This is a genomic window from Streptomyces sp. NPDC093094 (assembly GCF_044754345.1).
Taxonomy (GTDB): Bacteria; Actinomycetota; Actinomycetes; order Streptomycetales; family Streptomycetaceae; genus Streptomyces.
The window spans coordinates 57,262-83,526 of sequence record NZ_JBIVOX010000010.1 but is presented as its reverse complement, the minus strand read 5'-3'; the positions used below and the strand labels follow the sequence as shown (position 1 = coordinate 83,526).

At 73.1% G+C, this 26,265-nt stretch carries 26 protein-coding genes and 1 pseudogene; 7 read left to right on the top strand and 20 right to left on the bottom strand.

The genetic code is table 11. From position 1 onward, the window contains the following. The first annotated feature begins 166 nt into the window (after positions 1-166). Together ACIQGV_RS22630 and ACIQGV_RS22625 are read left to right on the top strand one after the other, a co-directional pair. Positions 167-1,063 (top strand): class I SAM-dependent methyltransferase, encoded by an 897-nt coding sequence (locus ACIQGV_RS22630; protein WP_402496865.1) that lies wholly within the window; start codon positions 167-169, stop codon positions 1,061-1,063. Between the two features lie 119 nt (positions 1,064-1,182). Next, a complete protein-coding gene (locus ACIQGV_RS22625) occupies positions 1,183-1,461 on the top strand; it encodes a hypothetical protein (protein ID WP_402496864.1) in 279 nt (92 codons plus the stop codon). Positions 1,462-1,485: 24 nt separating this feature from the next. On the opposite strand, the gene ACIQGV_RS22620 is transcribed toward ACIQGV_RS22625, so the two are convergent. Further along, positions 1,486-1,983: a DUF4291 domain-containing protein gene (locus tag ACIQGV_RS22620; protein ID WP_402496863.1), complete on the bottom strand. Its 498-nt coding sequence runs from the start codon at positions 1,981-1,983 to the stop codon at positions 1,486-1,488. A 59-nt stretch (positions 1,984-2,042) separates the two neighbouring features. Here ACIQGV_RS22620 and ACIQGV_RS22615 point away from each other — a divergent pair, with 59 nt between their 5' ends. Both ACIQGV_RS22615 and ACIQGV_RS22610 read left to right on the top strand, forming a co-directional pair. Then, positions 2,043-2,816, top strand: a complete 774-nt coding sequence (locus ACIQGV_RS22615; RefSeq protein WP_402496862.1) for a hypothetical protein — start codon at positions 2,043-2,045, stop codon at positions 2,814-2,816. A gap of 124 nt (positions 2,817-2,940) precedes the next feature. After that, positions 2,941-3,534, top strand: coding sequence for a DUF4291 domain-containing protein (locus tag ACIQGV_RS22610; RefSeq protein ID WP_402496861.1), 594 nt, complete (start codon positions 2,941-2,943; stop codon positions 3,532-3,534). Positions 3,535-3,608: 74 nt separating this feature from the next. Here the strand turns inward: ACIQGV_RS22610 and ACIQGV_RS22605 are convergent. After that, positions 3,609-3,755, bottom strand: a pseudogene (locus ACIQGV_RS22605) (DUF4291 family protein); the annotation flags it as partial. 165 nt (positions 3,756-3,920) lie between these two features. On the opposite strand from ACIQGV_RS22605, the gene ACIQGV_RS22600 reads away from it, so the two are divergent. Then, positions 3,921-4,379 (top strand): hypothetical protein, encoded by a 459-nt coding sequence (locus ACIQGV_RS22600; RefSeq protein WP_402496860.1) that lies wholly within the window; start codon positions 3,921-3,923, stop codon positions 4,377-4,379. A gap of 28 nt (positions 4,380-4,407) precedes the next feature. Here the strand turns inward: ACIQGV_RS22600 and ACIQGV_RS22595 are convergent, their stop codons facing one another. From ACIQGV_RS22595 to ACIQGV_RS22570, 6 genes are all read right to left on the bottom strand, one after another. Beyond that, positions 4,408-4,881 (bottom strand): ATP-binding protein, encoded by a 474-nt coding sequence (locus ACIQGV_RS22595; protein ID WP_402496859.1) that lies wholly within the window; start codon positions 4,879-4,881, stop codon positions 4,408-4,410. Further along, positions 4,878-5,249, bottom strand: coding sequence for an STAS domain-containing protein (locus tag ACIQGV_RS22590; protein ID WP_402496858.1), 372 nt, complete (start codon positions 5,247-5,249; stop codon positions 4,878-4,880). Before ACIQGV_RS22590 ends, ACIQGV_RS22595 begins: the two co-directional genes overlap by 4 nt. A gap of 10 nt (positions 5,250-5,259) precedes the next feature. Beyond that, a complete protein-coding gene (locus tag ACIQGV_RS22585; protein ID WP_402496857.1) occupies positions 5,260-5,697 on the bottom strand; it encodes an STAS domain-containing protein in 438 nt (145 codons plus the stop codon). Beyond that, the gene (locus tag ACIQGV_RS22580; protein WP_402496856.1) at positions 5,694-6,800 is read right to left on the bottom strand and encodes a B12-binding domain-containing protein; all 1,107 of its coding nucleotides are present in this window, start codon (positions 6,798-6,800) and stop codon (positions 5,694-5,696) included. Before ACIQGV_RS22580 ends, ACIQGV_RS22585 begins: the two co-directional genes overlap by 4 nt. After that, complete coding sequence (locus tag ACIQGV_RS22575) at positions 6,797-8,452, bottom strand: PP2C family protein-serine/threonine phosphatase (RefSeq protein WP_402496855.1); 1,656 nt, start codon at positions 8,450-8,452, stop codon at positions 6,797-6,799. The genes ACIQGV_RS22580 and ACIQGV_RS22575 overlap by 4 nt, the downstream gene beginning before the upstream one ends. A 156-nt stretch (positions 8,453-8,608) precedes the next feature. Continuing rightward, the gene (locus ACIQGV_RS22570; RefSeq protein ID WP_402496854.1) at positions 8,609-9,478 is read right to left on the bottom strand and encodes an RNA polymerase sigma factor SigF; all 870 of its coding nucleotides are present in this window, start codon (positions 9,476-9,478) and stop codon (positions 8,609-8,611) included. Positions 9,479-9,716: 238 nt separating this feature from the next. On the opposite strand from ACIQGV_RS22570, the gene ACIQGV_RS22565 reads away from it, so the two are divergent. Next, a complete protein-coding gene (locus ACIQGV_RS22565) occupies positions 9,717-10,169 on the top strand; it encodes a hypothetical protein (protein WP_402496853.1) in 453 nt (150 codons plus the stop codon). 315 nt (positions 10,170-10,484) lie between these two features. Here ACIQGV_RS22565 and menC read toward each other — a convergent pair whose 3' ends face one another. From menC to ACIQGV_RS22525, 8 genes are all read right to left on the bottom strand, one after another. Continuing rightward, positions 10,485-11,594, bottom strand: a complete 1,110-nt coding sequence (gene menC, locus ACIQGV_RS22560) for an o-succinylbenzoate synthase (RefSeq protein WP_402496852.1) — start codon at positions 11,592-11,594, stop codon at positions 10,485-10,487. Positions 11,595-11,660: 66 nt separating this feature from the next. Continuing rightward, positions 11,661-12,443 carry a GNAT family N-acetyltransferase gene (locus tag ACIQGV_RS22555; RefSeq protein WP_402496851.1) on the bottom strand — a complete coding sequence of 261 codons (783 nt, stop codon included), beginning with the start codon at positions 12,441-12,443 and terminating at the stop codon, positions 11,661-11,663. After that, positions 12,440-13,525 (bottom strand): M20 family metallopeptidase, encoded by a 1,086-nt coding sequence (locus tag ACIQGV_RS22550; RefSeq protein ID WP_402497120.1) that lies wholly within the window; start codon positions 13,523-13,525, stop codon positions 12,440-12,442. The genes ACIQGV_RS22555 and ACIQGV_RS22550 overlap by 4 nt, the downstream gene beginning before the upstream one ends. 549 nt (positions 13,526-14,074) lie before the next feature. Continuing rightward, on the bottom strand, positions 14,075-15,754 hold the full coding sequence (locus ACIQGV_RS22545; RefSeq protein ID WP_402497119.1) for a PucR family transcriptional regulator: 1,680 nt from the start codon (positions 15,752-15,754) through the stop codon (positions 14,075-14,077). Positions 15,755-15,850: 96 nt separating this feature from the next. Beyond that, positions 15,851-16,741, bottom strand: coding sequence for an SDR family oxidoreductase (locus tag ACIQGV_RS22540; RefSeq protein ID WP_402496850.1), 891 nt, complete (start codon positions 16,739-16,741; stop codon positions 15,851-15,853). 71 nt (positions 16,742-16,812) lie between these two features. Next, a complete protein-coding gene (locus ACIQGV_RS22535) occupies positions 16,813-17,265 on the bottom strand; it encodes a hypothetical protein (protein ID WP_402496849.1) in 453 nt (150 codons plus the stop codon). A gap of 103 nt (positions 17,266-17,368) precedes the next feature. Beyond that, entirely contained in the window at positions 17,369-18,985 is a 1,617-nt protein-coding gene (locus ACIQGV_RS22530; RefSeq protein WP_402496848.1) for a phytoene desaturase family protein, read from the bottom strand. Further along, on the bottom strand, positions 18,978-19,478 hold the full coding sequence (locus tag ACIQGV_RS22525; protein WP_402496847.1) for an SRPBCC family protein: 501 nt from the start codon (positions 19,476-19,478) through the stop codon (positions 18,978-18,980). Before ACIQGV_RS22525 ends, ACIQGV_RS22530 begins: the two co-directional genes overlap by 8 nt. A gap of 118 nt (positions 19,479-19,596) precedes the next feature. Between ACIQGV_RS22525 and ACIQGV_RS22520 the strand changes: the two genes are divergently transcribed. Then, positions 19,597-20,241 (top strand): HD domain-containing protein, encoded by a 645-nt coding sequence (locus ACIQGV_RS22520; RefSeq protein WP_402496846.1) that lies wholly within the window; start codon positions 19,597-19,599, stop codon positions 20,239-20,241. Here the strand turns inward: ACIQGV_RS22520 and ACIQGV_RS22515 are convergent. From ACIQGV_RS22515 to ACIQGV_RS22500, 4 genes are all read right to left on the bottom strand, one after another. After that, complete coding sequence (locus ACIQGV_RS22515) at positions 20,216-21,529, bottom strand: phosphatase PAP2 family protein (protein ID WP_402497118.1); 1,314 nt, start codon at positions 21,527-21,529, stop codon at positions 20,216-20,218. The genes ACIQGV_RS22520 and ACIQGV_RS22515 overlap by 26 nt on opposite strands. 154 nt (positions 21,530-21,683) lie before the next feature. Then, on the bottom strand, positions 21,684-24,422 hold the full coding sequence (locus ACIQGV_RS22510; protein WP_402496845.1) for a cation-translocating P-type ATPase: 2,739 nt from the start codon (positions 24,420-24,422) through the stop codon (positions 21,684-21,686). Positions 24,423-24,458: 36 nt separating this feature from the next. Continuing rightward, positions 24,459-25,421 carry a polyphosphate kinase 2 family protein gene (locus ACIQGV_RS22505; protein ID WP_402496844.1) on the bottom strand — a complete coding sequence of 321 codons (963 nt, stop codon included), beginning with the start codon at positions 25,419-25,421 and terminating at the stop codon, positions 24,459-24,461. Positions 25,422-25,451: 30 nt separating this feature from the next. Further along, positions 25,452-26,033, bottom strand: a complete 582-nt coding sequence (locus ACIQGV_RS22500) for a three-helix bundle dimerization domain-containing protein (protein ID WP_402496843.1) — start codon at positions 26,031-26,033, stop codon at positions 25,452-25,454. Positions 26,034-26,265: the final 232 nt, after the last annotated feature.

Genomic DNA, 26,265 nt, shown 5'->3' with positions numbered 1-26,265 from the left:
CACGCGGTGGCCGCGCCGCCGGGCGGTGCGGGCCGCTTCCGATGGGCCGTTCGGGTGGGGCGGCGGCGTGCCGCCGCCGGGCCGCGGCCACCCGCGAAGGACCGTGAGGTGGCCGCGGCCCGGTGACCGGCCGCCCGGCACCACCCCGCGCCGAGGAGGTCCGGCCATGCAACCGTCCGACGACGACACCCTCCCCGCACCCGGTGACGCACCCGGTGACGCACCCGGTGACGCGCCCGGTGACGCGCCGGGCGGCGGCCGCTACGGCGAGACCGTCTTCCGCCCCGAGCAGCAGGGCGAGGGCGAGCGCATCGACTTCGGGGCCCTCGCCTACGACGACACCACCATGGCCCGGCTGCGGGCGCTCGGGGCCGGACCGGGCTGGCGCTGCCTCGACGTGGGCGCGGGCACCGGCACGGTCTCCCGCCGGCTGCTGACGGAGGCCGGGGTGACGGGTGTGCTCGCCGTCGACCGTGACGTACGGTTCCTCACCCGGCGGCCCGTGCCCGGACTGGAGGTGCTGGAGGCCGACATCACCGCCCCGGAGGCCCTGTCCGGCCGGTTCCAGCTCGTCCACGCCCGCTTCGTGCTGATGCATCTGCCCGACCGCGAACGCGTGATCACCGCGCTCGCCCGGCTCGTCGCGCCCGGCGGTGTGCTGGTGCTCGGCGACGCGGTCGACCTGACGAGCGAGCAGGCGCCCGCCACGCCGTACAGCACGGTCATGCGGGCCATGTGGCAGGGACTGCGGGCCACCATCGGCACCGACGTCTCCTGGGTGCCCTCGTACCCGCGGCTGCTGCGCGGGGCGGGGCTCGTGTCCGTCGCCGCCGAGATCCATGTGCCGCCGCTCGTGCCGGGCAGCCCCATCAGCCGCTTCTGGGCCGACACCTGGCGGCGCAGCAGGGCGGCGATGCTCGCCACCGGCCTGGTCGACGACGCCGCCGTCGACGCCGCGCTGCGGTACCTGGACTCCGACGACTGCGCCGCACTGTCCGCCGGCCTGCTCACCGTCTGGGGCCGCAGACCCCACGACGCCCCGGGCGGGGCACGTCCGACGTGACGCCGGCGCCCCGCGGCTGAGCACCGGGCCGGGTGCGCCCGGCTCACATGCCTGTGACGACGGCGTCACGAACCGGTACAGGCCGGTGGCCGATCCGGGCCCGTCTCGTTGAGCGCGGCATGACGGCAGACGACGACCACGGGATCCCGGTGTTCCTCACCCGCTGGACGGGCGAGGACCGGCGCGACGGGGAGGACAGGGACTGCCGCTGGTGCGCGGCACTGGCCGGCACACTCGGCACGGACACGACCGGGGCCGCCTGCTGCGAGGAGGTCCGTGACCTTCCCGGGGCGTTCGCCGGCCGGCCGGCGAGACGGGCGGACCGGGTGCGCGCGGTCATGGTGCCGCTGGCCGCGCTCACGGTCCCCCTGGCCCTCGCGGCGATGGCGGCCGCCTGAGGGGCGCCCGCGGCGGGCACGGCCTCATCGGCACAGATGGGCCAGACCCCTGTCGCCCACCGGGTACGGGCGTTCCGGGGGCAGCAGCCGCCGGGCGGAGTCGAGGTCCCCGTCCCGCACATGGCCGTGGACGGCGTGGGCGAGCGGTGTGACGTCGTCGACGGAGACGATCCACTCGTCGGCGTACCGGTGCGCGGCCTCGCCGGACAGGCCCAGCTGGAGCGACCGGTGGGCGAGCGGACGCAGATGCAGGTCGCGCTCGGGGTCCCACTGCACACGGGCGGGGGCGGCCCTCAACTGCCGCTTCCACGCGGCGGGATCGGCGTGCAGCTCCTGCACGTAGTGGGACAGACAGGCGTGTTCCAGCGCCCACTCGAAGCCGTCCCGGGCGATCTCGACGGCGAGGACCGTCTCCTGCCCCTCCTTGGTGCCCCACCCGCAGCGGTACATTATCCACAGGAACGACGGTTTGATCCATGTCAAGCCGTGTTCACAGACCTTTTGTGAGTCGGCACCACGCATCCCTGGCCGCGCACGAAGCCCGATGCCAGATCTTGAGCGTCTGTCGTAGCCTTTGCCTCGTGACCAGCGAGAATCAGCGGACTGACAAACTGCCCCCCGATCAACTGCCTGATCATCAGTCGTTGTTGGACGGCACGGCTTGGGCTTCACTCGGTACCGCGAGGGGAAACGGCGGATTTCTGTCGGCCACGCTGCCTCGCCTCCTCAACGCCGACCCGACGATTCAGATCAGGGCCCTCAGCGAGCTGGAGCCGGTATGCCATCAGAACAGCTTCTACGAAGCCACGCTCCCCGTGGCGCTGTATGTGGCCGCGATCCTCGCCCACCCCGCAACGGCGACCGTCGGGCCTGGCCGTCGGACTGACTCGGAAAGAGAGTGCCCGGTGAGGGCGGCCCTGCTGGACTGGCTTGGATCACTCGCCTACGACGCCGACGACGAGTGCCTTGCCATCACCGAGCGTCACTTCAACGGTGACGACCTCGACAATTATCCAGAAATGCGCGTCTTCCGGGACCACCGCCCCACGTTCTACCGTGCCGTTTCAGCTTTCCTGGGCCACGAAAACACTGCTGTTCGTGAGGCCGCGGTCGTTGCCGCCATCCCCTTGGTCGAGCATCCCGCCCTCATTTGCCACAGAGACGAACTCGGACGCCGCGTCCACCGCCTCCTCGCCACCAGTACCGACCGCTACAACCGCAACCGCTGTCTGGACGCACTCAAGAACTGGGGCTACGACATCGCTGCCCTGGAGAGTCCCGCTGACGTTGCCGCACGCGTTCGGTATGTCCGTGACGTGTGGACCGGTGACTGTACGGAGGAACCTCCGTTCTGACTCCGGAGGCCACTTGGCCAGCACGGGCGACTGTCTGCCACTTGCGGCCGGCGGGCGCCGTCGCGTCACGCAACGGTCGAAAAATCAGTGGTCACCTGAGTCGGCCGAGCCCACGCTGTACGCCATGGAAGAACCGCACCGCAGGATCCGCGCGCTCCACACGGCATCCACGATCACCGTCTACCAGGCGTACCGCCCGGAGATCGGCGGACCCGCCGCCCGCAAGGGCCGTTTCCCCGCCGCGTGGAAGCCTGACCGCATGACATGGATTAAACCCAGTTTCATGTGGATGATGTACCGCTCTGGCTGGGGCACGAAGGAGGGTCAGGAGACCGTCCTCGCCGTGGAGATCACCCGCGACGGCTTCGACTGGGCGTTGCGCCACTCCTGCCTGTCGCACTACGTCCGCGAACTGCATCCCGACCGCGACACCTGGCAGCGTGACCTCAAGCGCGCACCGGCCCGTGTCCAGTGGGACCCCGAACGCGACCTGCACCTGCGCCCCCTGCCGTACCGCTCACTGCAACTGGGACTCTCGGGCGAGGCATCGTCGCGCTACGCGAACGAGTGGATCGTGTCCATCAGCGACGTGACCCCGCTCGCCCACGAGATCCACGCACTCGTCAGGGACGGCGAACCGGACGCGGCGACCCGACTGCTCCCCCAGGAACAGCCGTACCCCGCCGGCGAAGAACTCGTGGCCCACCTGTGTCCCTGACCGGCAACCCGGGCACAACCGCCAGCACCACCCACGGGCCACATGGCGGCAAAGGTCTGCGAACGCTGCTTGATGATCCATGTCATCCGGTCCCGCTTCCACGCTGCCGGGAAGCGGCCCAGCCGTGCTGCAGGGCCGCCGATCTCCGGCGTGTACGCCTGGTACACGGTGACCGTGGAGTCCGTGTACCGGGCTCGGATCTGGTGTTTCGGTTCTGCCATGTGCCCCACGATGTCCGCACGGACCCACCCACGCCATCGAATTAGCCGCTGCCCGGCGCAGGAGGTCTCGCGCGGTGGACCACCGGCGAACCGGTGCGCAGCCGCGGGTCCTCGACCACCGGCCCGGTCCTGGGCCCTGAAAACCGGTGGCCGCACACCCTCGCCGTGACGGAGGCTCTGCCAGGACGCCTCGACGACGACGGCGTTCGTCCGGTCGAGGTGTCCGACCGGGCACGCACGGCGCCGGAGAGGACGCCCATGGGTGTGTACGTGTCGGTCCGGGGATGGCTGGAGTGCGACGGGACCCAGCTCGGTGCCGTCAGGCGGATCGTCGCGGCCCACGAGGACGAGCACTACAACGGCGGATGGGGCATGCCCCGCCGGCACGTCAACTGGACCTGTTACGTCTTCTACGGCGCCGACATCCGTGAGTCGGGCCTGGAGTGGTTCGCGGGCCAGGTCGGGGAGATGGCGCGGATCCCCGCCTCGGACGAGGACGGCGACCTCGTCCGGGGGCTGTTCCTCGTCAGCCACGAGATCGACGGGACGGCCGAGTGGCAGGTCCGTGACGGCCGGCTCCTCGTGTCACCGGCCGACGGCAGACACCGTTACCTGGACGTGTGACCGGCGACGCCGGCGTACGCGGGGCGTCTCACGCCGTCGGGCCGGCCGCCAGCACGACCTGGATCGTCTTCCCGCCCGGGACGGCCGTGACGGTGACATGCCGGCTGAGCCGCTGGACGAGGGGCCAGCCGAATCCGCCCGGGGCGGCCGGATCGTCGCGGGGCACGGTGCGGGGCGGGGCCGTCGAGGCGTCGGTGACGCGGACGACGAGGAAACCGTCGTCGAGGAAGGCGTCGAAGGCGGTCATGCCCCCACCGTGACGGAACGCGTTGGTGATCAGTTCGGTGACGACGATGAGGATGTCGTCGACGATCGCGTCGGACGGGGCCGCCGGACGGCCGCGGAGCAGCCGGCGGACCTGGGACCGGGCGACGGCCGCGGTGGTGGGCGGCCGCAGCCGCACCACGCCGGGTACGCCGTCGGCGTCTCCCGTCGCGCCCCAGGTCTCCTCGGGACGGCCGTCGCCGCGTCCCCCGACCGGTTCCGGCGCGCGCCCGGTCATGGGCGCCGGCGGTCCGCGCCGCGGGCGCGGGCCACGTCCATGGCGGCGGTGAGGTGCGGGACCAGCGTGAAGGCCCGGGCGGTGTCGGTGAGTTCCAGCAGCCGCCGCACCGGCGAGGCCGCTTCGGCGAGCACGAAGGGCACCCCGGCCCTGTCGTGGTGCCGCTGCGCGGTCAGCAGCGCGTGGAGGAACGAGGAGTCGGCGAAGGTGACCCGCGACAGGTCGACGACGGTGGCGAGGGCACCGTCCGGCGGCGGGGCCAGTCCTCGGCTCGCGGCGCCGCCCTCCTCGCCGTCGAGTTCGCCGGCGACCCGCACGATCCGTACGTCGTCGACCATGGTTTCGGTGATCTCGGCTTCGTCGTCCACCGCGACATTCTCACAGGTCGACGGGGTACGAGGAAGCGGGCGGCGGCAGAGCGGGGCGTACGGCGCCGTCCACGCCGTCCGGTTCGCCCGGTTCCTCCGAGGGCGGGCCGTCGACGGGACCGGCGAAGAGATGCCCGGTCCCGGTGATGTCCAGCAGACGTCGCAGCGGCAGGGGCCGGTTGTCCAGATACAGCCGGGTGCCCGTCGTGGCGGCGGTGCGGTGGATCATCAGCAGGGAGGCCAGCCCGAGCGAGTCGCACAGCGTCAAGCGGGCGCAGTCCAGACGGAGACGGCCCGGAGCCGGGTCGGCCGTCAGACAGGCGCGGGCCGCCTCGGTGAGGTCGTCGGCGGTGTCCCAGTCTAGGTCGCCGGTGATGCGGATGTGCGCGTCACCGGCGTCGTCCAGGGACACGGCCAGGTCGAAGGAGTCTTCCGAGGGGATCGTCATACGTCGTGCCGGGGTCCGGGGACAGAGGAACGGGTGCCCCGCGCGCGCAGGGCGGAGCGCCCCTGGGCGAGGAAGTCCGACGCCCGGGGGAAGTCCTTGAGTTCGTCCTGGAGGAGCGCGAGCGCGGGATCCAGGACCATGGCGGGCACCTGGCGTGCTTCGAGGACGTCGCCGGTCCAGTCCAGGAAACCGGTGAACAGGCGGCTGTCGTCGGTGTAGAGGGCGCAGGCCAGGAAGTCCACGATGTGCGCCACGTCCTCGGCGGTCCGCTCGGCCTGCGCGTCGGTGTAGGCGCGCATCGCCGGCAGCCGCTCCCGCAGCCCGGACAGGGTGTTCCTCACCAACTGCCGTCTGCCGCGCAGGACCAGTGTGTACTCCTGGTCGATGAGGTGCGGCAGATCCTCGACGCCCTGCCGGACGGCACCGGGAGCGGGCCGCGGCAGCCCCTTGGCCAGGATGTCCGCGGCGGCGGCCGCGTCGGGAGCCCAGGCGTCGGCCCCCAGCAGCCGCGCGTGGCGGCCGTCCGTGCCGAAGGCGGCGCCGCCGACGAGCACCGGGACGCCGGTGGCCTGCACGGCGGTGATCGCCGTGTGCGCGGCCGGGAGCCGCACCGGGAGGGAGGAGGACAGCGCCACCGCCGCGGGAGCCGTACGGTGCAGATCGGCGATGAGGTGCCTGGTGGGCACCTGGGCCCCCAGGAAGTCCACCTGGTAGCCGCGGTGACGCAGCACCTCGGCCAGCAGCCGGGCCGGCAGCGCGTGCCACTCGCCGTCCACGCAGGCCACGGTCACCCGGGGCGCCTTCGGGGGAGGGGCCGCCGTCCGGGAGTGATGACCCACGGCGGCGATGATCCGCTCGTGGATCGCCGTGGCGGCATGCTCCTGGGCCACGGTGAACCGGTCCGCGGCCCATTCCAGGCCGACCTTGTGCTGCACGGGCGCGATGACCCCCAGCAGCACGTCCTCCGGCCCGGCGCCGTCGTCCAGGGCGGTGAACACGGCCCGGCCGGCCGCGTACTCGTCCCCGTCGCGCACCGCCCGCCACAGGCTCTCCCGGGCGAGGGCCAGCGCCGCGCCGCCGGGGACGGTGGTGGTGCCGGTCATGCGGTGTACCTGCCCGGCGTGTGTCCGTCGACCGCCGCCAGATGCGCGGTGCGGGGAGCGGTGATGGCCATGACCGCGATGTCGTCGTGCCGGTTGTCCCCGATCCACTCGGCGGCCAGCATCTGGGTGCGTTCGACGACGGCTTCGGCGGGCATGCCCGCGCAGCCCGCCAGCGCGGCCTTGAGCCGTGCCTCGCCGAACATGGCGTCGCCCAGCGGGCCCCCGCGGGCCTCGGTGACGCCGTCGGTGTACAGCAGACAGGTCTCGCCCGGCCTGAGATCGACGTCCGCGGTGGTGGACCTGATGTCCGGCAGGGCACCGATCAGCGTGCCGGAGGTGGCCGCCTCGTGCACCGTGCCGTCGCCCCGCAGGATCAGCGGTGACGGGTGCCCGGCGCTGGTCAGCCGCAGCCGGGTGATGCTCCGGCGGCGCCGTACCGAGGCCAGGACCAGGGTGGCGAAACGGGTGTGACGGCTGTTCAGCAGCGCGCCGTTGAGGAGCCCCAGCAGATGCTGGTGGTCTCCCGCCAGCGGCAGCAGCGCCTGCACCGTGCTGCGGATCTTGCCGGTCAGCACGGCGGCCTGGAGCCCTTTGCCGCACACGTCCCCGAGCACCGCCAGAGTCTCCTTCTCGGGGCCGGCGGCGGGATGGACGTCGTAGAAGTCGCCGCCGACGCGTTCGGTGTCCCTGGAGGCACGGTAGCCGCCCGCGAACTCCACGCCGTGCACCTGCCGCAGCGTCGGCGGCAGCAGCTCCGCCATGAGCGTGGCGGTGATGTCGCTCTGCTCCCGGTACAGCCGGGCCGCGGACAGCGCGACGCCCGCACGGGCGGCGAACACCCGCGCGAAGACCTCCTCGGAGGCGTCGAACGCCGCGTGGTCGCTGCGCCGCAGCAGGATCAGCGCGCCCGCCGGGACCCCGTGGCCCGGCAGGGGGGTGACGACGACCGACCCCACGGGCCCGGAGAATCCGTCCGGCACCGCCCAGCCGGGCAGCGCACCGGGGTCGATCCAGCGCGACGGCACCGGCGGGAATCCCTGCAGCGCCTCGGCCAGGCCCGGAACGGCCGACGGGTCGATCCTCAGGAACCGATGCGTGACGGCCGCGCCCGCGCAGGTGGCGAGCGGGTGCCGGTTGCCCGAGGCGGGAGCGACGAGGACCGCGGCGTCGGCGAGGAACTCGGCCGCCAGTTCCACGGCCACCTCCATGCATCGTTCGGTGTTCAGCGAGGCGAGCAGCCGGCTGGACGCGTCGGCGAGGAACGCGGTGCGTTCCTGCTCGCTGTGCAGCGCCGCCTCCGCCAGCGACCTGTCGGTGTCGTCGACCAGCCACCACACGATCCGGCCGTCCGCGCCGGGTGTGGCGTGGGCCTCCAGGGTCCACGGCCCGTGGCGGCCGCGCACCGGTGCCGCCGGGCCGCCGGTGTCCGACACCGCGATCCGGTGGCCGGCCACCAGCCAGTCGGGCGCGCAGTCCTTCAGCGGGGTGCCGGCCGCGGCACGCGGGAAGAGGCCGGCCGCGCGGGTGTTGGCCTCGACGACCGTGCCGGACCCGTCCACGACCAGGCAGGGACAGGGCGCCCGCATCCACGAGGCGCCCACGAACGACAACAGGCCCTGCGCGGAGCGCGAGACGCCTTCCGTACTCGTCATATCCTCAGGCCCGCGCACCGCGGACCTGGTCACCTTCCACTGGAGGACAGGGCTCCACCACCCTCGCGCAGAACACACCGCGGTCGCAACCGCCCTGCTCGAAACTCACCCTGTCCACCTTCCGTGGTGCGCGCGGGTGTGCCCGCGCGCAGCGGTTCAGGAGGCGAGCATGTTCTCCCTGAGCCTGGCCAGCGCCCGCGTCAGCAGACGCGAGATGTGCATCTGGGAGCATCCGATCTCGGCCCCGATCTGGGCCTGGGTCATCTCCCGTCCGAAACGCATCTCGATGATGTCGCGGTCGCGCTCGTCGAGTTCCTCCAGCAGCGGGGCGAGGGTGTGCAGGTTCTCGACCAGCTCGAAGGCGGGATCCTCCTCCCCGAGCAGATCCGCGTAGGTCGTCGCACCGTTCGGGTCGTCGCCGTCCGTGGGGAGGTCCAGGGAGCCCGCCGAGTAGCCGTTGGCCGCGACCAGGCCCTCGACCGTCTCCTCCTCGGTGATGCCGAGATGGCCGGCGAGTTCCGCCACCGTCGGATCGCGGTCGAGCCGGGAGGACAGGGCCTCACGGGCCTTCGCCAGCTGCACGCGCAGTTCCTGGAGCCGGCGCGGCACATGGACGGCCCAGGTCGTGTCGCGGAAGAAGCGCTTGATCTCACCGGTGACGTAGGGGACGGCGAAGCTGGAGAACTCCACCTCGCGGGTGAGGTCGAACCGGTCGATGGCCTTGATCAGGCCGATGGTGCCGACCTGGACGATGTCCTCCAGGTCACCGCTGTGACGGAAACCCCTGGCGGCGTACCGGACCAGGGAGAGGTTCATCTCGATGAGGGTGTTGCGCGCGTACTGGTACTCGTGCGTGCCCTCCTCCAGCACCGCCAGGCGTGCCAGGAACAGCTTGGTCAGCTCGCGGGCGTCCTGGGGGGCGACCGCGGACGCGTCCTCGATCCACGGCAGTTCACGCACATCGGGCGTGGCGCCGTTCGTGCTCCGGTCCCGAGCCGTCGTCCGTTCCGTGGACGTCGCCGTCATTCTCGTTCTCCCCTGAGTTCGTTGGCCGTGCTGTGGCTGCTGACGATCCGAGCGAGCGTCTGCCCCGGAACGCGGCGAGCATGCGTGTGAGTTTCCGCCGTCGCCCGTTCGGCGTGACACGGGAGGGACGGCGGGGCGGGGAAGAGCGGCCGACGGGGCGGGGAACGGAGGGACGGCCGGGCGGGGAAGGGGGACCGCGGGCACGTTTGCCGGGGCGGCGAACGGCAACGCGATGTCCATGACTGAACACAAGAGCGGGACGAGCCAGAAGTCCGCACAGGAGCAGGAGGCCGCGTCGAAGGCCCGGCGCACGGCCGACAAGGCGACCGCACCGGCCGGCCGCGCGGCGAAGAAGGCCGCGGCCACGACGGACGACACCGTGTCCGGCGCGAAGGCCGGCACCCAGCGTGCGGTCAGGGCAGGTACCGAGCGGGCCGCCGGGGCGGTGAGCGGTGCCGCCCGGACGGCGGCCCAGGGCGTCGAGTCCGGGCGCCAGGCGCTGGTCACCGCTTCGGGAGAGGTCGCCTCCGTCGCGAGGACGGCCTGGACCGTGATCGCGAACCGCAAGCTGGTCGCCGCGGGTGTCGGCGCGGGCGTCACCGCGCTCGGTGCGGCGTCGTACGCGCTGGGCCGCCGGGCCGAGCGGCACACGCAGGGGCCCCTCACGCGTCTCACCAACGGCCGGATGTGACGCCTCGTCCGAAGGCGCGCGAGGGCCCGGCGGGGCACCGGCCCGGCCGGCCCTCCGGCCCTCGGCCCGCCCGTGCCCGACGCCCCCGCCTCCGGTCCGCCCGCGTCCGGTCCGGCCCCTAGGGACCTTCTGACGGATCTCCGCGGCGTCGCGACGCCCGGCACGCACTCCCCCACTGCCTCAAGGGCGTGGGAGGTGCCCCCAGCCGCACGACACGAAGGGCCAGGTGGCTCCGCCACATGACCCTCCGCGCCGCACACCGATCGCACGCACCGAACGCCGCTCCTTCTCCCACGGAGATCCGCCAGAAGGTCCCTAGAGCGCGATCCACTCGCTGGAGGTCGTCACCTCCTCGAGGACGTCCGGCAGCGGCTCGACGCCGAGCCCCGGCCCCGTGGGGACGTCGAGGTGGCCGTCGGAGAGGACGAACGGCGGGGTGATGTCGGTGGCGAAGTAGCGGTGCGAGCCGGAGGTGTCGCCCGGGAGGGTGAAGCCGGGCAGCGCGGCCAGGGCGAGGTTGGCGGCCCGGCCGATGCCGGTCTCCAGCATGCCGCCGCACCACACCGGGACTCCGTGGGCGCGGGCGAGGTCGTGGATGCGGCGCGCTTCGAGATAGCCGCCGACCCGGGCCGGCTTGACGTTGATGACGGAGCAGGCGCCCAGCGACACGGCCGCGGCGGCGTCGGCGGCCGACTCGATGGACTCGTCCAGGCAGACCGGGGTGCGCAGCAGCTTCGCGAGCTGCGCGTGCTGCACCATGTCGTCGTTGGCGAGGGGCTGTTCGATCAGGAGCAGGCCGAACGTGTCCAGCACGGCCAGCCGGCGCGAGTCCGCCAGGGTGTAGGCGGCGTTGGCGTCGACCTGGAGCAGCAGGTCGTCGCCGAAGCGCTCCCGGACGGCCTGCACGGGCGCCACGTCCCAGCCGGGCTCGATCTTCAGTTTGATCCGGACGTAGCCCTCGGCGACGTACCCCTCGACGGCGTCCAGGAGTTCGGGGACCGAGTCCATGATGCCGACCGAGACACCGCACGGGACGCGGTCGCGCGCCGCACCGAGGAACGAGCCGAACGACTCCCCGGCGATGCGCAGCTGGGCGTCCAGGACGGCGGTCTCCAGCGCCGACTTCGCCATGTGGTGGCCGGTGAAGGGGGCCAGCGCCCGCCCCACCGCGGCGGCGTCCACGCCGTCCTTCGGCAGCGCCGGGACGAGGAACCTGCGCAGCACGTCGTGGGCGCCGTCGACGTACTCGGAGCAGTACCGGGGCTCGGACATGGCGGCGCACTCCGCCCAGCCCTCGCCCTCCGAGGTGACGACGCGGACCAGCAGCACGTCACGGCTGGTCTCGACGCCGAACGAGGTGCGGAACGGGGCGACCAGGGGCATCGCGACGCGGCGCAGTTCGACGCCGGAGATCTTCAGCTTCATGAGGGGCGACTCCAAGGGGTCCGACGGGGCTGATGGTGGATGTCCGGGAGCGGGGTGCCGGTCCGGCTACGGGCGGGCGGGGCGCCGGACGACGTAGCTGCGGCGCTCGTGGAGGCCGACCACGCGGGCGCCCTCGGCGAGCAGGCCGCCCAGCGTGTCGCGCACGGCGAGCCGCCACGCGCGTGCGGCTGCGGGGTCGGTCCGCCGCAGCGCCTCGATGTCGTCGGGGAGGTCGACGAGCACGGTGTCGGACCGTGCCGGTCCGAGGACGGGGCGGCCGTCCCGGTCGAGGACGCCGCGGTCGGCGTCGGCCGGGACCGGCGGCGGCACCGGGGCCGTGCCGTCCGTGCCCGGGGGCCTGGCGGCCAGGTCCCAGGCCGCCAGGACCCGGTCCGACTCGTCGCCGCCGTTGATGGCGTCGTGCATGGCGCCGTAGAAGGAGGTCAGGTACTCCTCGGGGCGGGCGCCCAGCTTGACCAGGTTGAAGTACGCGTTGCGGCGGACGAGCGGGTCGTAGGTCCAGGTGATCCGCTTCAGTCCGCGGGCGAGGGCCCACTCCCGCTGGTGCAGCTTCAGCGCCAGCCCGATACCGCGTCCGGCGCCGGCGCCGGTGATGTGGGAGTGCAGCGTGGTGCCGACGGGGGCGCCGAAGAAGCCCACGGAGGCTCCGGCGAGGCGGCCGCTCTCGTACGCCCCGGTGACGTAGTTGCCCGAGTGGGAGAGCGCGCGCATGAGTTCGGCGGAGACGGGCGCGTGATCGGCGTCCGTGCCCCAGATGCCGGCGAAGAGCCGGGCGGCGGCGCCGAGATCCTCGACGGTGTGCAGTGCGCGGAGTTCGAGTGCGTTCATCGCAGTGCTCCGACGAGCCGGGCCAGGAGCCGGGCGCGTTCCGGCATCGTGGCGACGACGACGTGCTCGTGGTCGGCGTGCGCTCCGTCGCCGACGGCGCCGAGCCCGTCCAGGGTGGGACAGCCCGCTCCGGCGGTGTAGTTGCCGTCGGAGGCCCCGCCGACGGCCGCCCGGGACAGCGGCCCGAGGCCGAGTTCCCCGGCGGTCCGCTGCGCCAGGGCGAACAGCTCGCGGGAGGCCGCGGGGTCCAGGGGCGGGCGGTTGGGGCCTCCGCCGATCCGGAGCCGGGCGTCCGGGAGGCGCGGGCTCAGGGACCTCAGGAGCCGGTCCACGGCGTCCTGCGCGGCGGCCGTGGGCACGCGGACGTCCACGTCCACCCGGGCCAGCGCCGGCACGGTGTTGGCCGCCGTACCGGCCGACATCACGGTCGGGGTGACCGTCGTGCCGGGGCCGGTGTCCGCGGCGACGGCCGCGGCGAGGCCGTCGAGGGCCAGGATCTGGTGGGCCAGTTCGGTGGCGGCGTTGACGCCCTTCTCGGGTTCGAGGCCGGAGTGGGCGGCTCTGCCGTGGACGGTGATGTCGTAGAGGGACACACCTTTGCGGCTGGTCTTCAGCGCGCCGCCGGGGGCCGAGGGCTCCAGCACCAGCGTGGCGGCGCATCCGCGCGCGACGTCCTCGACGAGCGCGCGGGAGGTGTCCGAGCCGACCTCCTCGTCGCCGGTGACCAGGACGCACACGCCGTCGAGCGAGGGCAGGCCGGCCAGGGCGTGGAACATCTGCACCAGACCGGCCTTCATGTCGAAGACACCCGGTCCGCGGGCGATGCCGTCCTCGACCGACCAGGGGTGGGTCCTGAGGGAGCCGACGGGCCACACGGTGTCGTGGTGGCCGAGGAGCAGGACACGCGGTGTGCCGAAGGTCCACTGCACATGGGTGACGCCCGCGATGTCGAGCAGCCGGGGGCGGGCTCCGCCGAGCAGCCGGCTGCCCTGGTCGGCGACGACCCGGGCGCTGCGGGCCACGGCCGCGTGGTCGGCCGAGTACGACTCGCACGTCACGAGCTCTTCGAGGTCGGCGAGCAGGGCGCCGAGCGCCGGGGCGGCCGGGGCGGCCGGAGCCGTCCGGTCCGTCGGCGCGGCCGGGGCCGGTGCGGACGAGTCCTGCACGGACGGGTGCTGCGCGGATGGGTCCTGCACGGGTGCTCCTCCTGGATCGGATGAGGACAACGCTAGGCACGCGGGACCGGCTCGAGTTGGTGGCGGACGCAGAACCCGGGCCGCCGTTTCGTCCGCCGCACCGAACCCCGCGGCACCCGCCACGGATGCCGTGGCATCTGCCGTCGAGTGTCGTGGCGCTCGCCATCGGGTGTCGTGGCATCTGCCGTCGAGTGTCGTGGCGCTCGCCATCGGGTGTCGTGGCATTCGCCATCGGGCCCCGTAGCATCTGCCATTGGGTGTCGTGGCATTCGCCATTGGGTGTCGTGGCGCTCGCCATCGGGCCCCGTGGCATCCGCCACCGGGTGTCGTGGCGCTCGCCACCGGATCCCGTGGCGCTCGCCATCGGGTGTCGTGGCATCTGCCGTCGAGTGTCGTGGCGTTCGCCACCGCGGATGCTGCGGGTGCCGCAGGTGCTCAGCGGTCCGCGGCGTCCGTGCCGTCGGCGCGGTCCCCGCGGCCCGGATCACCGCCGTCGTACGGGCCCGTCAGCCGCAGTTGCAGCATGGCGGCGAACCGGGCGGCCGGATCCGCGAGGTCGATCTCGCCGACCTCGGCCACCCTGCGGATCCGGTACCGGAAGGTGTTGGGGTGCACGAACACGCTCGCGGCCGCCGCGTTCACGTCCCCGAAGGCGTCCAGCCACGCCCGCAGCGTCTCCACGAGACGGGCGTTGTGCCGGGCGTCGTACGCCATCAGCCGGGCCAGCGGACCGGCCGGCTCGTCGCGGTGGGCGGCGGCGAGGTCCCGCATCTCCAGCAGCAGCGCGTCGATGTGCACCTCGGCGATGGCCGCGACCCGCCGTGACGTCCGGTGGCTGAGCAGCACCCGCAGGGCCCGGTCCGCGTTCGCGCGTGAACGGGCGAGGCCGGCGGGCTCCTCGGCGACCGAGCCGATGCCGATGCGCGCGCCCGCCTGCTCCCCGGTGCGGCGCAGGAAGTCCGACGCCACCTGGACCGCGCGCTCCCGCGCGTCGGCGGAGTCCCGGGCCGTCGGGAAGAGGGCGTACGCGACGTCGCCGAGCAGCGCGACCGCCGAGCGGGGCTGGACGGCGGAGAGGTGCACCGCCAGGGCGCTCGCGAGGCGCTGACGTCCCGCGGCGAGCTGCGCGTGGTCGTCGTCCTGCCGCGCGTCCAGGCCCAGCGCCATGACCAGCAGCGGTTCGCCGGCGAGCCCCAGCCGCCCCAGCGCCTCGACGGCTCCCGTCCCGCCCTCCAGAGCGGTCGCGACCAGATCGGTGCGCAGCCGGTACTCGGCGTCGGCGCCGGCCCGGAGCCGCAGCATGTGCAGGGCGACCAGCTTCGCCGCGTCCCTGAAGGCATGCTCCCGCTCCGGCGTCAGCGGACGGCGCACCGCCGCCCACACCGAGCCCAGCACCTCTTCCCCCGCCCGCACCGCGATGGCCACACGCGGCAGCGTCACCTCGTCCCCCAGGTCCGGCGCCGGGATGCGGACGACGCGGCCGGTGCGGTACAGCTCCTCGAAGACCCCCTCCTCCTCCTGGATGCGCAGATAGCGTTCGGGCACCTGACGTGCCAGGATGCTCGCCACACGGGCGGGGTCCGCCTCGTCCTGGCGGCCGGAGAAGGCAAGGATCCGGTGCCGCCGGTCCTCGATCGTGACCGGTGCGTCCAGCAGTGTCGCGATCGCGTTGGCGAGGGCGAACAGGTCGCCGGACGGCACCCCGCCGAGCGTCTGGCCGCCCTGCCCGCCGACGTCGCCCTCCGCCAGCAGCGTGCGCAGCATCGCCGCCAGCTGGGCCCAGGAGGCCCCGCGGGTCAGCGCCAGCAGCGCCACGCCGGTCTCGGCCACCACCGGCCCCAGCGCGTCCGCGTCGTCGACGGGACCCCGTACGACCAGGGCCGCGGCACCGTCCGCGGCCAGCAGCCGCAGCAGACCGGCGGTGTGGTCCGTCCCGGTCACGCCCACCCCGAGCACCACGGCGTGCTCCGGGTGGTGCTGCTCGTCGTGCGGGTCGTGGATGCCGACGCCGCCGATCTCGGCGGCCGCGCCGGGGTCGCCGTGGACCAGCTCCAGAAGGGTGGGCCCGAGGTCGTCGAGCACACGGCTCAGGCTCCGGGCGGGACACGGCGACATGTGCCTGATCATCTCCGCAGGTTAGACCGCCTTCGAGGCCGGGTGTCCGTACCTGCCGACGAAGATGTGCCGCTGGTTCGTCCGCTCGTACGACTGTCAGGTCCGGCCCGGTGCCCGACGGTGTGCGGCACGGTCGGCCAGCCCTCCCGCGCCGAGCGGGCCGGTGTCCAGGACCGCGGCGTCGGCTTCGAGACGGGGCAGCGTGCGCCGGGCGACCCGCAGCACCACGGGCGGCAGAGCGGCCCGCACCGGCTGCACGAGACGCAGCCAGGCCGGGACGTACACGGCGGTCCGCCGGCGCTCGACCGCGCGCGTCAGCAGGAAGGCGGCCCGCTGGGGGCTGTGCACCCGGCGCGCGGGCGGCGGCATGTGGGCGCGCAGCTCCCGCAGGACGGCGTACCGGTCGGCGTCACGCACCATGTCGGTGTCGATCCAGTTGAGGTAGGCGATGCCCACGCTGACCCCGTGGTGCGCGACCTCGGCGCGCAGGCTGTGGGCGAACGCCTCCACCCCCGCCTTGGAGGCGCAGTAGGCGCTCATGAGGGGGGACGCGCCGAGCGACGCCAGGGACGCGACCTGGAGGAAATGGCCCGATGTGGTGATCAGGTCGGGCAGGAAGGCCCGGGCTGTCTGGGCGCTGCCGACGAGGTTCACGTCGATCACCCGGCGCCAGGTCGCCGGGTCGGAGGAGAGGAACGGGCCGCCCTCGGCGACACCGGCGTTGGCGACGACCGCCGAGACCGGGCCCAGCGCGGCGCGCACCTGTTCCGCCGCGGCCGTCAGGGCCTCCGGGTCGGTGACGTCGGCCTCCAGGACCGAGGCCGGGCCGGGGAGGGAGGCCGCCACCGCGTCCAGCGCGGGCTTCTCGTGGCCGAGCAGGGCGATCCGCGCGCCGCGAGCGGCGAACGCGTGGGCGAGTGCGGCGCCGATGCCGCGCGCGGCGCCGGTCACCACGACCGTCCGGTGGACGAGCGGGCTGCCGGACATGAGGTCCTCCTGCCGGGACGGGTGCCTCAGGGTGTTCCCGCTCTGCGGGGCGTGCGGATGCGCCGTACCGGTCATCGCTCCGCGCGCGGGGGACCGGAGCCGTGGTCGGGGTGCCCCGGGGTGCGGCGGGCCTCCTTCATCTCCGCCTCGTACAGATGGTCCCGGCCCTGGGCCAGATCCTGTACGGCGGCCGCCTCCAGTTCCCGGAAAGGCCGGTAGTAGGTGGCGTCGTACGCCTCGACGATCTGGAAGGTCCAGTTGCCGGGGATCACATTGCGGCCCAGGATCTCCGCGCGCACCTTCTCCGCCCATTCCGGGTGGCCGGCGTCGCGCAGCAGCTCCACCGCGCGGTCGAGCTGGAGATCGGCGCTGCCGGTCAGCTGGTGGAAGTCGTACAGCCGGCCCCTGGCGCGTTCGGTCGTCTCCAGCGCCTTCGACAGCGCGCCCAGGGCCTCGACGGTGCGGTCGTCGACGCCGTCGGGGCGCCGGTGGCGGCGGTCGGGGCCGTCCGGGTCCTCGTTCATGTGTCCTCCCTGGGGGTCGGCCGGCGGCTCGGGCGCACGGCGTCGGCGTACGGCGTCGACGGATGCCTGAGGAGCGGTGCCTGAGGAGCGGTGCCGGAGGCGGTCACGGCACCGCTCCGGTGCGGTCGCGCCGGGTCAGCAGCCGCTGGAGGTCCGCCAGGGCGGGGGAGCGGGCGCGGTGCAGCGCGGCCCGGGCGGCGTTGGCGCCGGGCGCGCCGTGCACGCCCCCGCCCGGATGCGCCCCGGCGGAGGCCAGGAAGAGGCCCTTCACGGGGGTCTCCGGGCGGCCGGTGCCGGGGACGGGCCGCAGGACGAGCTGCTGGTGCAGGGCGGTGGTGCCGCCGTTGACGGCGCCGCCGAACAGGTTGGCGTCGAGCGTCTGGAGGTCCGGGGGCGCCAGGACGCGCCGGGCCCGGATCAGCCCGCGGAACCCGGGCGCGAACCGCTCCACCTGCCGTTCGACCCGGTCGGCCATCCGCTCCCGGTCCGTGTCGTCCCACCGTCCGGTGATGCCCTCCGCGCCCGCGTCGGAGCGGATGTCGTGGGGCACGTGGGTGTACGCCCACGCGGACTCGGTCCCGTGCGGCGACCGGGTCGGATCGGCGGTGGTCATCTGCCCGAACAGCAGGAAGGGCCGGTCCGGGACCTCGCGCAGGGCGATCTGCGCGGCGAACCGGGTCAGCTCGTCCGTGCCGTCCGCCAGATGCACGGTCCCGGCCCGGCGGGCCTGCTCCGCCCGCCAGGGCACCGGGCCGTCCAGGGCCCAGTCCGTCTTGAAGGTGGCGAAGTCCCACTGGAAACGCCGCAGGTCGGCCATGATCTGTGCGGGCAGGTGCTCCGCGGGCACCAGCTCGCCGTACAGGGCGGGCACCGACACGTCCGCGAGGACGGCCCTGCGGGCCGCGACGACCTCGTCCGCGGTGCGCACACCGACGGCCCGCCCGCCGCGTACGAGGATCCGCTCCACCCGTCTCCCGCAGACCAGGTGCCCGCCGCGCGAGCGCAGCCGCCGGGCGAGCGACTCGGTGAGCGCGCCGGAGCCGCCGACGGGCACCGGGAAGCCGTACGTCTGCCCGAGCATCGCCATCAGCCAGCCGAAGCCGCCGCTGCCGGCCGTCTCGGGGGCGAGGTCGGCGTGCAGCGCGTTGCCGGCCAGCAGGAGCCTGCCGCCCTCCCCGCCGAACTCCTCCTCGCCCATCCTGCGCACGGGCAGCATCAGGGAGCGGGCCGTGCGCAGCCCGCCCGCCGCGCGCAGCCGCAGCGCCAGCCGGGCGGTGGCGCGCACCGGCGGGAAGGGGGTGAACAGGGCGTCCAGCAGATCGGGGGAGAGGCGTCGCCACAGTTCGTGCAGCCGGCGCCAGGCGGCTCCGTCGCCCTCGGCGAAGGAGTCGAGGGAGTCCGCCGTGACGTCGAGGTCCCGGTCGAGCAGCGCGCACCTGTCGTCGGTGAGGGGGTGGGCGAGCACGCTGGGCGCATGGCTCCAGCGCAGGCCGTGGTCCCCGAGCCGCAGGGCGGCCAGGACGGGGGAGGCCGCGGCGAGCGGATAGAAGGAGCTGAAGACGTCGTTGACGAAGCCGGGGTCGACGCCCCGGTCGTGGCGCACCGCGCCGCCGGGCTCCGGCTGCTCCTCCAGCACCCGCACGCTCCACCCGGCGTCCGCCAGGAGGTTCGCGGCCACCAGTCCGTTGGGGCCGGCCCCGATCACCACGGCGTCAGGCATGGCCGGGCCGGTCCGGATCCGCGGTGAGGGCCGGCACCGGCGCGGCTTCGCCGTGATCGCGCTGCCTCGCCTCGCACACCTCGGCGAGGCGGCGGAGCATGGCGCGGTGCCTGAGCTGGATCACCACCTCGACGCCCGCGTTGTGCAGCCGGCCGCCCGCTCCCCGGAGCGGATGCTCGTCCACGATCACCAGACAGTGCTCGCCCCACGGCCGCAGCTCGAAGGCGATACGGGCCGTGCCGAGCGGGCCGGCGTGGGCCTCCAGCTCCAGCGCGGCACCTTCCTCGCACCGGCGCACGACCGTACGGTTCGACAGCCGGAACGGCCCGACCGGGATCTCGTAGCGGACGGCGGCCCCGACCTGCGGCCACCGCCCCCGCACCGGCTCGGACGTCGAGGGCCCCACCACCCATCGCGCGTACCCGGCGCCGTCGGCCAGCGTGGCCCACACCACGTCCGGTCCGGTCCTGATCAGACGATGCCGAACAGCCACGCCCGCCTCGCTCTCTCCCCGAGCACTCCTGCCCCGCGCCCGCCGAGTGCCCCGAGCGGCCCCGCCCAATCGGCACGGACGGGGCCGAGGACCGGCGGCGCCTTGCTACCCTCCGCCGGTGGCTCTTCCCACGGCTGACGACATCCGCTCGCTGCACGCGAAGTACGCGCCGACCCAGGAAGCGTTCGATCTCGTCCACACGCACTGCGAGATCGTCTGGGGCATCGCCCGGAACCTCATCGACCGGGCCGCCCTCGCCGTGGACGCCGACCTGGTCCGGACGGGCTGTCTGCTGCACGACATCGGGGTCTACGGTCTCTACGACGCGCGAGGACGCCTCGACCACGGCACCTATGTGCGCCACGGCGTCCTCGGTCACTCCCTCCTCCGCCGGGAAGGCTTCCCCGAACGTGTCTGCCGGTTCTGTTCCTGCCACACGGGCGTCGGGCTGACCGAGCAGGACGTCGTCGCGCAGGGACTGCCTCTTCCTCCGCGCGATTACCTCGCGGAGACCGTCGAGGAGAGGCTGGTGATGTACGCGGACAAGTTCCACACCAAGACGACACCGCCGGCTTTCGTGTCCGCGTCCTCGTACGCGCGCCACATCGCACGCTTCGGAACGGAAAAGGCCGAAGCCTTCCATGCCCTGCGTGCGGAATTCGGCGAACCGGACCTGACGGCGTGCGGCGCACCGGACCTGACGGCACCGGTCGAGCCCGGTGCCGTCAGGCGGGGTTTCAGGGCGTCGCCGCCAGTTCCGTAGCGGCGCTCTTGTCGCTCCGTCCGTCGGCCTGGACGGGCAGCACCACGGTCTCCCGGTCCCACAGCCGGGTCGTCCGCGCGTAGGCGTAGACCACCGAGGCCGTGGCCAGCAGCAGAAGCGGCCCGAACAGCCAGGGACGTGCGGCCATGTCCACCGGCAGATAGCGGTAGGACGACAGGAGCGCGACGAACACGATCGCTCCGTAGCCGGCCAGCCGGAGGCCCTGCCGGTCCCAGCCACGTGCCTGTGCGCGCAGAGCGGCCTCGATCGTGAGCGTGAACACCACACCGGAGATGATGTCCGCGCCGTAGTGGTAGCCGAATCCGAGCGTCGCGCCGAGTGTGGCGATCAGCCAGAACGTGCCCGCGTACCGCAGCGCGCGCGGGCCCTTCCGGGAGTGGATGAAGATGGCGGTGGCCCAGGCGGTGTGCAGGCTGGGCATGCAGTTGCGCGGGGTGTGGTCGTCGAACGGCATCAGCCGCGGCACGCCTGTCGGGGCCGGGGTGTGGGGCCACAGGTCGAGCACCGCCCAGTGACCCCCGTCGGAGCCGTAGGCGAAGATCGGCCCGACCACGGGATAGAGCATGTAGATGCCCGGTCCGAGCAGCCCGATCGTCAGGAAGGTGCGCACCAGGTGGTGACGCGGGAAGCGGCGCTCGGCGGCGACGTTGCGCAGCTGGTACAGCGTGACGGCGACCGCGGCCACCGCGAGCTGGATGTACACCCAGTCCAGGACATGGGCACCGACCGGGCCGGTCGCCGCGACGAGCCGGCCGACCACCCACGAGGGGTCGCCCAGCGCGTGATCGGCGGTCGCCACGTACTGGTCGAGCACCATCGGGCGGGTCTTCGAGGTGATGAGCAGCCAGGCGTCGCCGGTCTTGCGTCCCGCCACCAGCAGCAGGGCCAGTCCCACGCCCTTCAGCAGAAGGACACGTTCCCGGCCGGTACGGCGGGTCAGCGCGATCACCGCGCACGCGAGAATCACCCACAGCGCGCCGTTGCCGAACGGGTACTGCCTGGTCGCCTCGGCCTCCACCGCCCATCGCACCACGAGGAAGCCGGCGTCGATGCAGATCGCGGCCCCGAACGCGATGAACCGCTGTCGCCAGGGCAGCACCACCGTCATCAGGGCCATGCTCGCGTACAGCAGCGGCCCGGATTTAGGGGTGAATATCACCTCTTTCGCCTGATTGGAAATCGGCCCCGGCAGGCCGTAGTGGCGTGCCGCGATCTCCAGTGCGACGAGGAATCCGAGGGCCACCACGCCGACCGTGGCCCACAGTATTCGCGGGAATGACCGCGATGCGATAGATATCAATTGTCCGGCCGATTTGCTAGGTATTGTTCGAAAAGGTGAAATCCGATGACGGCGATCACCGAGAGATCGAACATGCTATCGGACGGACGGGGTCGATTTTCCCTCTCCGTTCAGTCCTTGTTCAGCCGCCCTTCCTCGCCCGGCGGGCCCACAGTTTGCCCAGCTCCCACAGCAGCAGCAGGGCGAGCGCGGTGAGCAGCGCCCAGCCGAACTGGCGGGCGTCGATCTCGGTCGTCCCCAGCATCCGGCGGAAGCCGTCCAGCTGGGTCACCAGCGCCGCGGTGACGAGCTGGGCGAGGGCGACCCAGTTCATCTGCCGGCTGTCGAACGTGGACGGTCTCAGCACGGACTCCGTCTCGCTGCGGCATTCGAACGCCGCCACGATCAGACAGAGCGCGAACGCGGTGAACGCGATCGACTGCCCGATCTCCGTGCTGTCGTACAAGGACTCGCCGATCTTGATCAGTCCGAGCAGGCCGCAGGTGATCGCCAGTCCGCCGAGCCCGACCGTGACCAGCACGGGCCGCGTGAGCACCGACTCCCCGCGCGGGCGCGGCAGGCGGCGCATCAGACCCGGGCTCTCCTTGTCGAAGCCGAGCGCGAAGCCGAACGAGGCATTGACCACGAAGTGGATCCACAGCACCTGCGGCGGGGTGAAGGGCTCGCCGCCGGCGATGTTCAGCACGGTCGCGCCGAGGAACGTCACCACGAAGGTGACCAGCAGGAGCAGCACGAACCGGATGTACTTGGTGAGATTGTCGAAGATCGTCCGGCCCTGCTCCACGGCGTAGACGATGGTCGCGAAGTTGTCGTCGGACAGGATCATGCGGGCCGCGTTCTTCGCCACGTCCGTCCCGCTGCCCATCGCGATACCGATGTCGGCGGCCTTGATGGCGGGCGCGTCGTTGACGCCGTCCCCGGTCATCGCCACGACCTCGCCCTTCTTCTTGAGCGTGTCGGCGAGCAGCACCTTGTGCTCCGGCGCGACCCGCCCCACCACGCCGATGCCGTCGATGCGCGCCAGCCGCTCCTGCTCGCTCATCGCCGCGAAGTCGGCGCCCAGCAGGGCCTCGCCGGGAATGCCGATCTGCCGTGCGATGGCCGCCCCGGTGGTGACGTCGTCGCCGGTGATCAGCCGGACCCTGATGTGGGCCGCCTGCGCGTCCGCCACCGCGGCCCCCGACTCCTTGCGCGGCGGATCGACCATGCCGACGAGACTGGTCATCCGCAGCTCGGTGACGTACGAGAGCAGGTCACCGCCGGGGTCGAAGCCGGCCGGGTCCAGATCCCGGGTCGCCGCGGCCATCACCCGGCGCCCCTCACCGCCCATCCGCTCGGTCTGCGCCTGCGCCCGCTGCCGCAGATCCGCGTCCCACGGGACGCTCTTCCCGGCCGCGAGCGCGGTGGCCGCACGCGCCATCACCGCCGGGGCCGCGCCCTTGACGAAGCACCGCACCACCGGCCGGCCGGAGTCGTCGGCCGCCGAGTGGAAGGTGGCCATGAGCTTGTACTCCGGGTCGAACGGCAGTGTCGCGAGCCGGGGCAGCCCCTCCCGGGTGGCGTCCGTGTCCAGCCCCGCCTTGTGGGCGAGCACCAGCAGCGCGCCCTCGGTGGGGTCGCCCACCACCTCGCCGTCCACCAGCTTCGCGTCACTGGCCACCACGTACGGCAGGATCGCGTCCTCGATGCCCGCGGAGGACCCCGCGGCGTGGTGGATCCGCCCCTGGAGCTCGTAGCCCGTGCCCGAGACCGTGTAGCGGTCGGTGGGACTGATCACCTCGACCGCGGTCATCTGGTTCATCGTCAGGGTGCCGGTCTTGTCCGAGTTGATCGCCGAGGTGAAGGCGAGCGTCTCGACCGACGGCAGTTCCTTGACGATGGCGTTCCGCTTCGCCAGGTTGAGGCTTCCCACCGACAGGATCGCCTGGGTCACGGTCGGCAGGGCCTCCGGGATGGCGGCGATGGCCAGCGATACCGCGCTCACGAACAGCGCGTCCCACGCCTCGTCCCGGCTGCGCCCCAGCGCGAACATCACGATCATGGTGAGGCCGGCCGCCCCGGTGATCCACAGCGTCAGCCGGTCGAGCTCCCTGGTGAGCGGCGGCACCTCCTTCTCGGTGGCCGCGAGCATCCCGGAGATCTTGCCCAGTTCGCTCTCGGAGCCGATCGCCGTCACCACGAGGAGCCCGCTGCCGTGGGTGACCGGGGTGTTCATGAACGCCATGCAGCTCTGGTCGCCCGGCGGCAGCTCGCGTCCGCCCTCCAGGACGGCGATGTCCTTGGCGGCCGGGACGCTCTCGCCGGTCAGCGCCGACTCGTCGATCTGCAGCGCACTCGCCCTGATGATGCGGCCGTCCGCCGGCACCTGGTCGCCGGCGGACAGGAGCACGATGTCACCGACGACGAGGTCCTCCGCGGGGATCTCCGCCTCCGCGCCGTCCCTGCGCACCCGCGCCGTGGCCTTCAGCATCGACTGGAGCGCGTTCATCGCGCTCTCGGCCTTGCCCTCCTGCCGCAGGCCCACGACCGCGTTCAGCAGGGTCAGCGCGACGAGCAGGACGGCCGTGGTCCACTCCTGGATGGCCAGCGAGACCACCGCCGCGGCCACCAGGACGATCTGCATGTAGCTGCGGTACTGGGCGACGAACCTGCGCCAGGTCGGGGTCCGGGCCTCCTCGGGCAGCGCGTTGGGGCCGTGCGCGGCACGGAGCTCCGCCGCCCGTGCGGCGGTGAGACCCACCGCCGGATCGACGCCGAGCGCCGTCACGGCCTCCTCGGGAGAACGGGCGTACCACTCGCCCCCGGGCACCCCCCGCCCGCTTTTCCCCACGGAATCCTGATGATCCTGATGCACCGTCATCGCTGCCTCCGATCCCGGCCGCTCGCCGGACGACCCTTATCGGCGCTTCTTCCTGCCCGCCGACGGATGCCGGGCCGCGTAGGGATCGGCCGGCTGACCTGCGGGAGCCTCCCGCTCCAGGTTCCGCTTGGCGACGAGCAGCTCCTCGCGTGCCGCGTCCGCCACCCGCGGGTACTGCGGATCGATGTCCATGAGCGTGTGGGCGAGGATCGCCGCGGTGCAGATCCGCGCGAACCACTTGCGGTCCGCCGGCACCACGTACCAGGGTGCCCACGGCCTGCTCGTCGCCGACAGCATCTCGGAGAACGCCTGCTGGTAGTCGTCCCAGAACTGCCGCTCCCGGACGTCGGCCGCGGAGAACTTCCAGTTCTTCTCCGGCAGGTCGAGCCGCTTCAGGAAGCGGGTGCGCTGCTCCTCCTTCGAGAGGTTCAGGAAGACCTTCACCACCTTGAACCCGTTGTCCGTCAGACGGCGCTCCCAGTCGTTGATCTCCCGGTACCGGCGCTTCCAGAACTTCGGCCCGTCCACGGGGCCGGGCAGCCGCTGCCGCGTCAGCAGGTCGGGGTGCACCCGTACGACGAGGACCTCCTCGTAGTGCGAGCGGTTGAAGATCGCGATCTCGCCGCGTCGCGGCAGGCTCCGGTCGTAACGCCACAGATAGTCGTGGGCCAGCTCCTCCGCGGACGGCACCTTGAAACTGCTCACCCGTACGCCCTGCGGATTGACCCCGCTCATCACATGCCGGATCGTGCCGTCCTTGCCCCCGGCGTCGAGCGCCTGCAGGCACAGCAGCACCCCGTGCGTGTCCTGCGCGGCCAGCCTCTGCTGGTACTCCGCCAGCAGTTCCACCCCGGTCCGCAGCAGTTCGACGCCGTCCTTCTTGCGCAGCCCGCCGTGGTCCTGAGGGGCGAAGTCCCGCCCCAGCCGGACCTTCGCCCCCGGCTCCACCCGCAACGGCTCGATGAACCGCGCGATCCGCTCAGCCCTCTTGTCCGCCATCACCGATCAGTTCCTCTCCGGCACGCCCGATCAGCTCTCCCGGGCAGGCCGCCCCTCCTGCGGCAGGCCGCCCTGTGTCCCGGCGCTCTCGCGCAGGGCCCTGCGCACCCGCCGCTCCACCAGGATCGGCACGAACGCCCTGATCCTGGCGGACCGGAAGGAGCGGTACGCGTCCCTGACCGCGGCCTCTATCACCGCCTCGTCGACCGAGGGCCAGGAGGCCCTGAGCGCCGTCACGAGATCGCGCGCGGCCAGGGCTTCGTCGGGTGCGACGGGCTGGACCGAAGGCTCCGCGGGGCTCGGCGGCGGTGCGGGGAGAGAGTGCGCCGCGGGGGACGGCGCCGGCCCGGCGCCGCCGCCCGTGAGCACCTGCCCACCACCGACACGCACAGGCTGCCCGACCGCCTCACCCGCCTCGGGGGCCGGTACGGGACCCGGGGCGGGACCGGAACCCAGTGCGGGGCCGGGGCCGGAACCCAGTGCGGGGCCCGGCCCCGGTCCGGGACCTGAGGCCCGTCCGGATCTCGCCTCGGGGGCCGCCTCGGGACCGGGCCCGGGGTTCAGCCCGGCGGCCGGCCCTGAGGGAGGCCCGGAACCCGGCCCGGAGTTCATGCCGTGTTCCGGCCTGGGTCCGGGCCCCGGCCTCGGTCCGGCGTTCAGCCGGGAGTCCGGCCTGGGGGCGGGCCCCGGCCTCGGTCCGGCGTCCGGCCGGGGGTCCGGTCTGGGTTCGGGTCCGGTGTTCAGTCGGGGGTCCGGTCTGGGTTCGGGTCCGGTGTTCAGTCGGGGGTCCGGTCTGGGTTCGGGTCCGGTGTTCAGTCGGGGGTCCGGTCTGGGTTCGGGTCCG

Coding starts and splice junctions, on each gene's coding strand:
- ACIQGV_RS22625 (WP_402496864.1), top strand. CDS start 1,183: ATGACGGCAGACGACGACCACGGGATCCCGGTGTTCCTCACCCGCTGG.
- ACIQGV_RS22610 (WP_402496861.1), top strand. CDS start 2,941: ATGGAAGAACCGCACCGCAGGATCCGCGCGCTCCACACGGCATCCACG.
- ACIQGV_RS22535 (WP_402496849.1), bottom strand. CDS start 17,265: ATGAACGAGGACCCGGACGGCCCCGACCGCCGCCACCGGCGCCCCGAC.
- ACIQGV_RS22505 (WP_402496844.1), bottom strand. CDS start 25,421: ATGGCGGACAAGAGGGCTGAGCGGATCGCGCGGTTCATCGAGCCGTTG.
- ACIQGV_RS22545 (WP_402497119.1), bottom strand. CDS start 15,754: ATGTCGCCGTGTCCCGCCCGGAGCCTGAGCCGTGTGCTCGACGACCTC.
- ACIQGV_RS22530 (WP_402496848.1), bottom strand. CDS start 18,985: ATGCCTGACGCCGTGGTGATCGGGGCCGGCCCCAACGGACTGGTGGCC.
- ACIQGV_RS22575 (WP_402496855.1), bottom strand. CDS start 8,452: ATGACGAGTACGGAAGGCGTCTCGCGCTCCGCGCAGGGCCTGTTGTCG.
- ACIQGV_RS22630 (WP_402496865.1), top strand. CDS start 167: ATGCAACCGTCCGACGACGACACCCTCCCCGCACCCGGTGACGCACCC.
- ACIQGV_RS22620 (WP_402496863.1), bottom strand. CDS start 1,983: ATGCGTGGTGCCGACTCACAAAAGGTCTGTGAACACGGCTTGACATGG.
- ACIQGV_RS22565 (WP_402496853.1), top strand. CDS start 9,717: ATGACTGAACACAAGAGCGGGACGAGCCAGAAGTCCGCACAGGAGCAG.
- ACIQGV_RS22570 (WP_402496854.1), bottom strand. CDS start 9,478: ATGACGGCGACGTCCACGGAACGGACGACGGCTCGGGACCGGAGCACG.
- ACIQGV_RS22510 (WP_402496845.1), bottom strand. CDS start 24,422: ATGACGGTGCATCAGGATCATCAGGATTCCGTGGGGAAAAGCGGGCGG.
- menC (WP_402496852.1), bottom strand. CDS start 11,594: ATGAAGCTGAAGATCTCCGGCGTCGAACTGCGCCGCGTCGCGATGCCC.
- ACIQGV_RS22580 (WP_402496856.1), bottom strand. CDS start 6,800: ATGACCGGCACCACCACCGTCCCCGGCGGCGCGGCGCTGGCCCTCGCC.
- ACIQGV_RS22585 (WP_402496857.1), bottom strand. CDS start 5,697: ATGACGATCCCCTCGGAAGACTCCTTCGACCTGGCCGTGTCCCTGGAC.
- ACIQGV_RS22595 (WP_402496859.1), bottom strand. CDS start 4,881: ATGACCGGGCGCGCGCCGGAACCGGTCGGGGGACGCGGCGACGGCCGT.
- ACIQGV_RS22555 (WP_402496851.1), bottom strand. CDS start 12,443: ATGAACGCACTCGAACTCCGCGCACTGCACACCGTCGAGGATCTCGGC.
- ACIQGV_RS22540 (WP_402496850.1), bottom strand. CDS start 16,741: ATGTCCGGCAGCCCGCTCGTCCACCGGACGGTCGTGGTGACCGGCGCC.
- ACIQGV_RS22500 (WP_402496843.1), bottom strand. CDS start 26,033: ATGAACTCCGGGCCGGGTTCCGGGCCTCCCTCAGGGCCGGCCGCCGGG.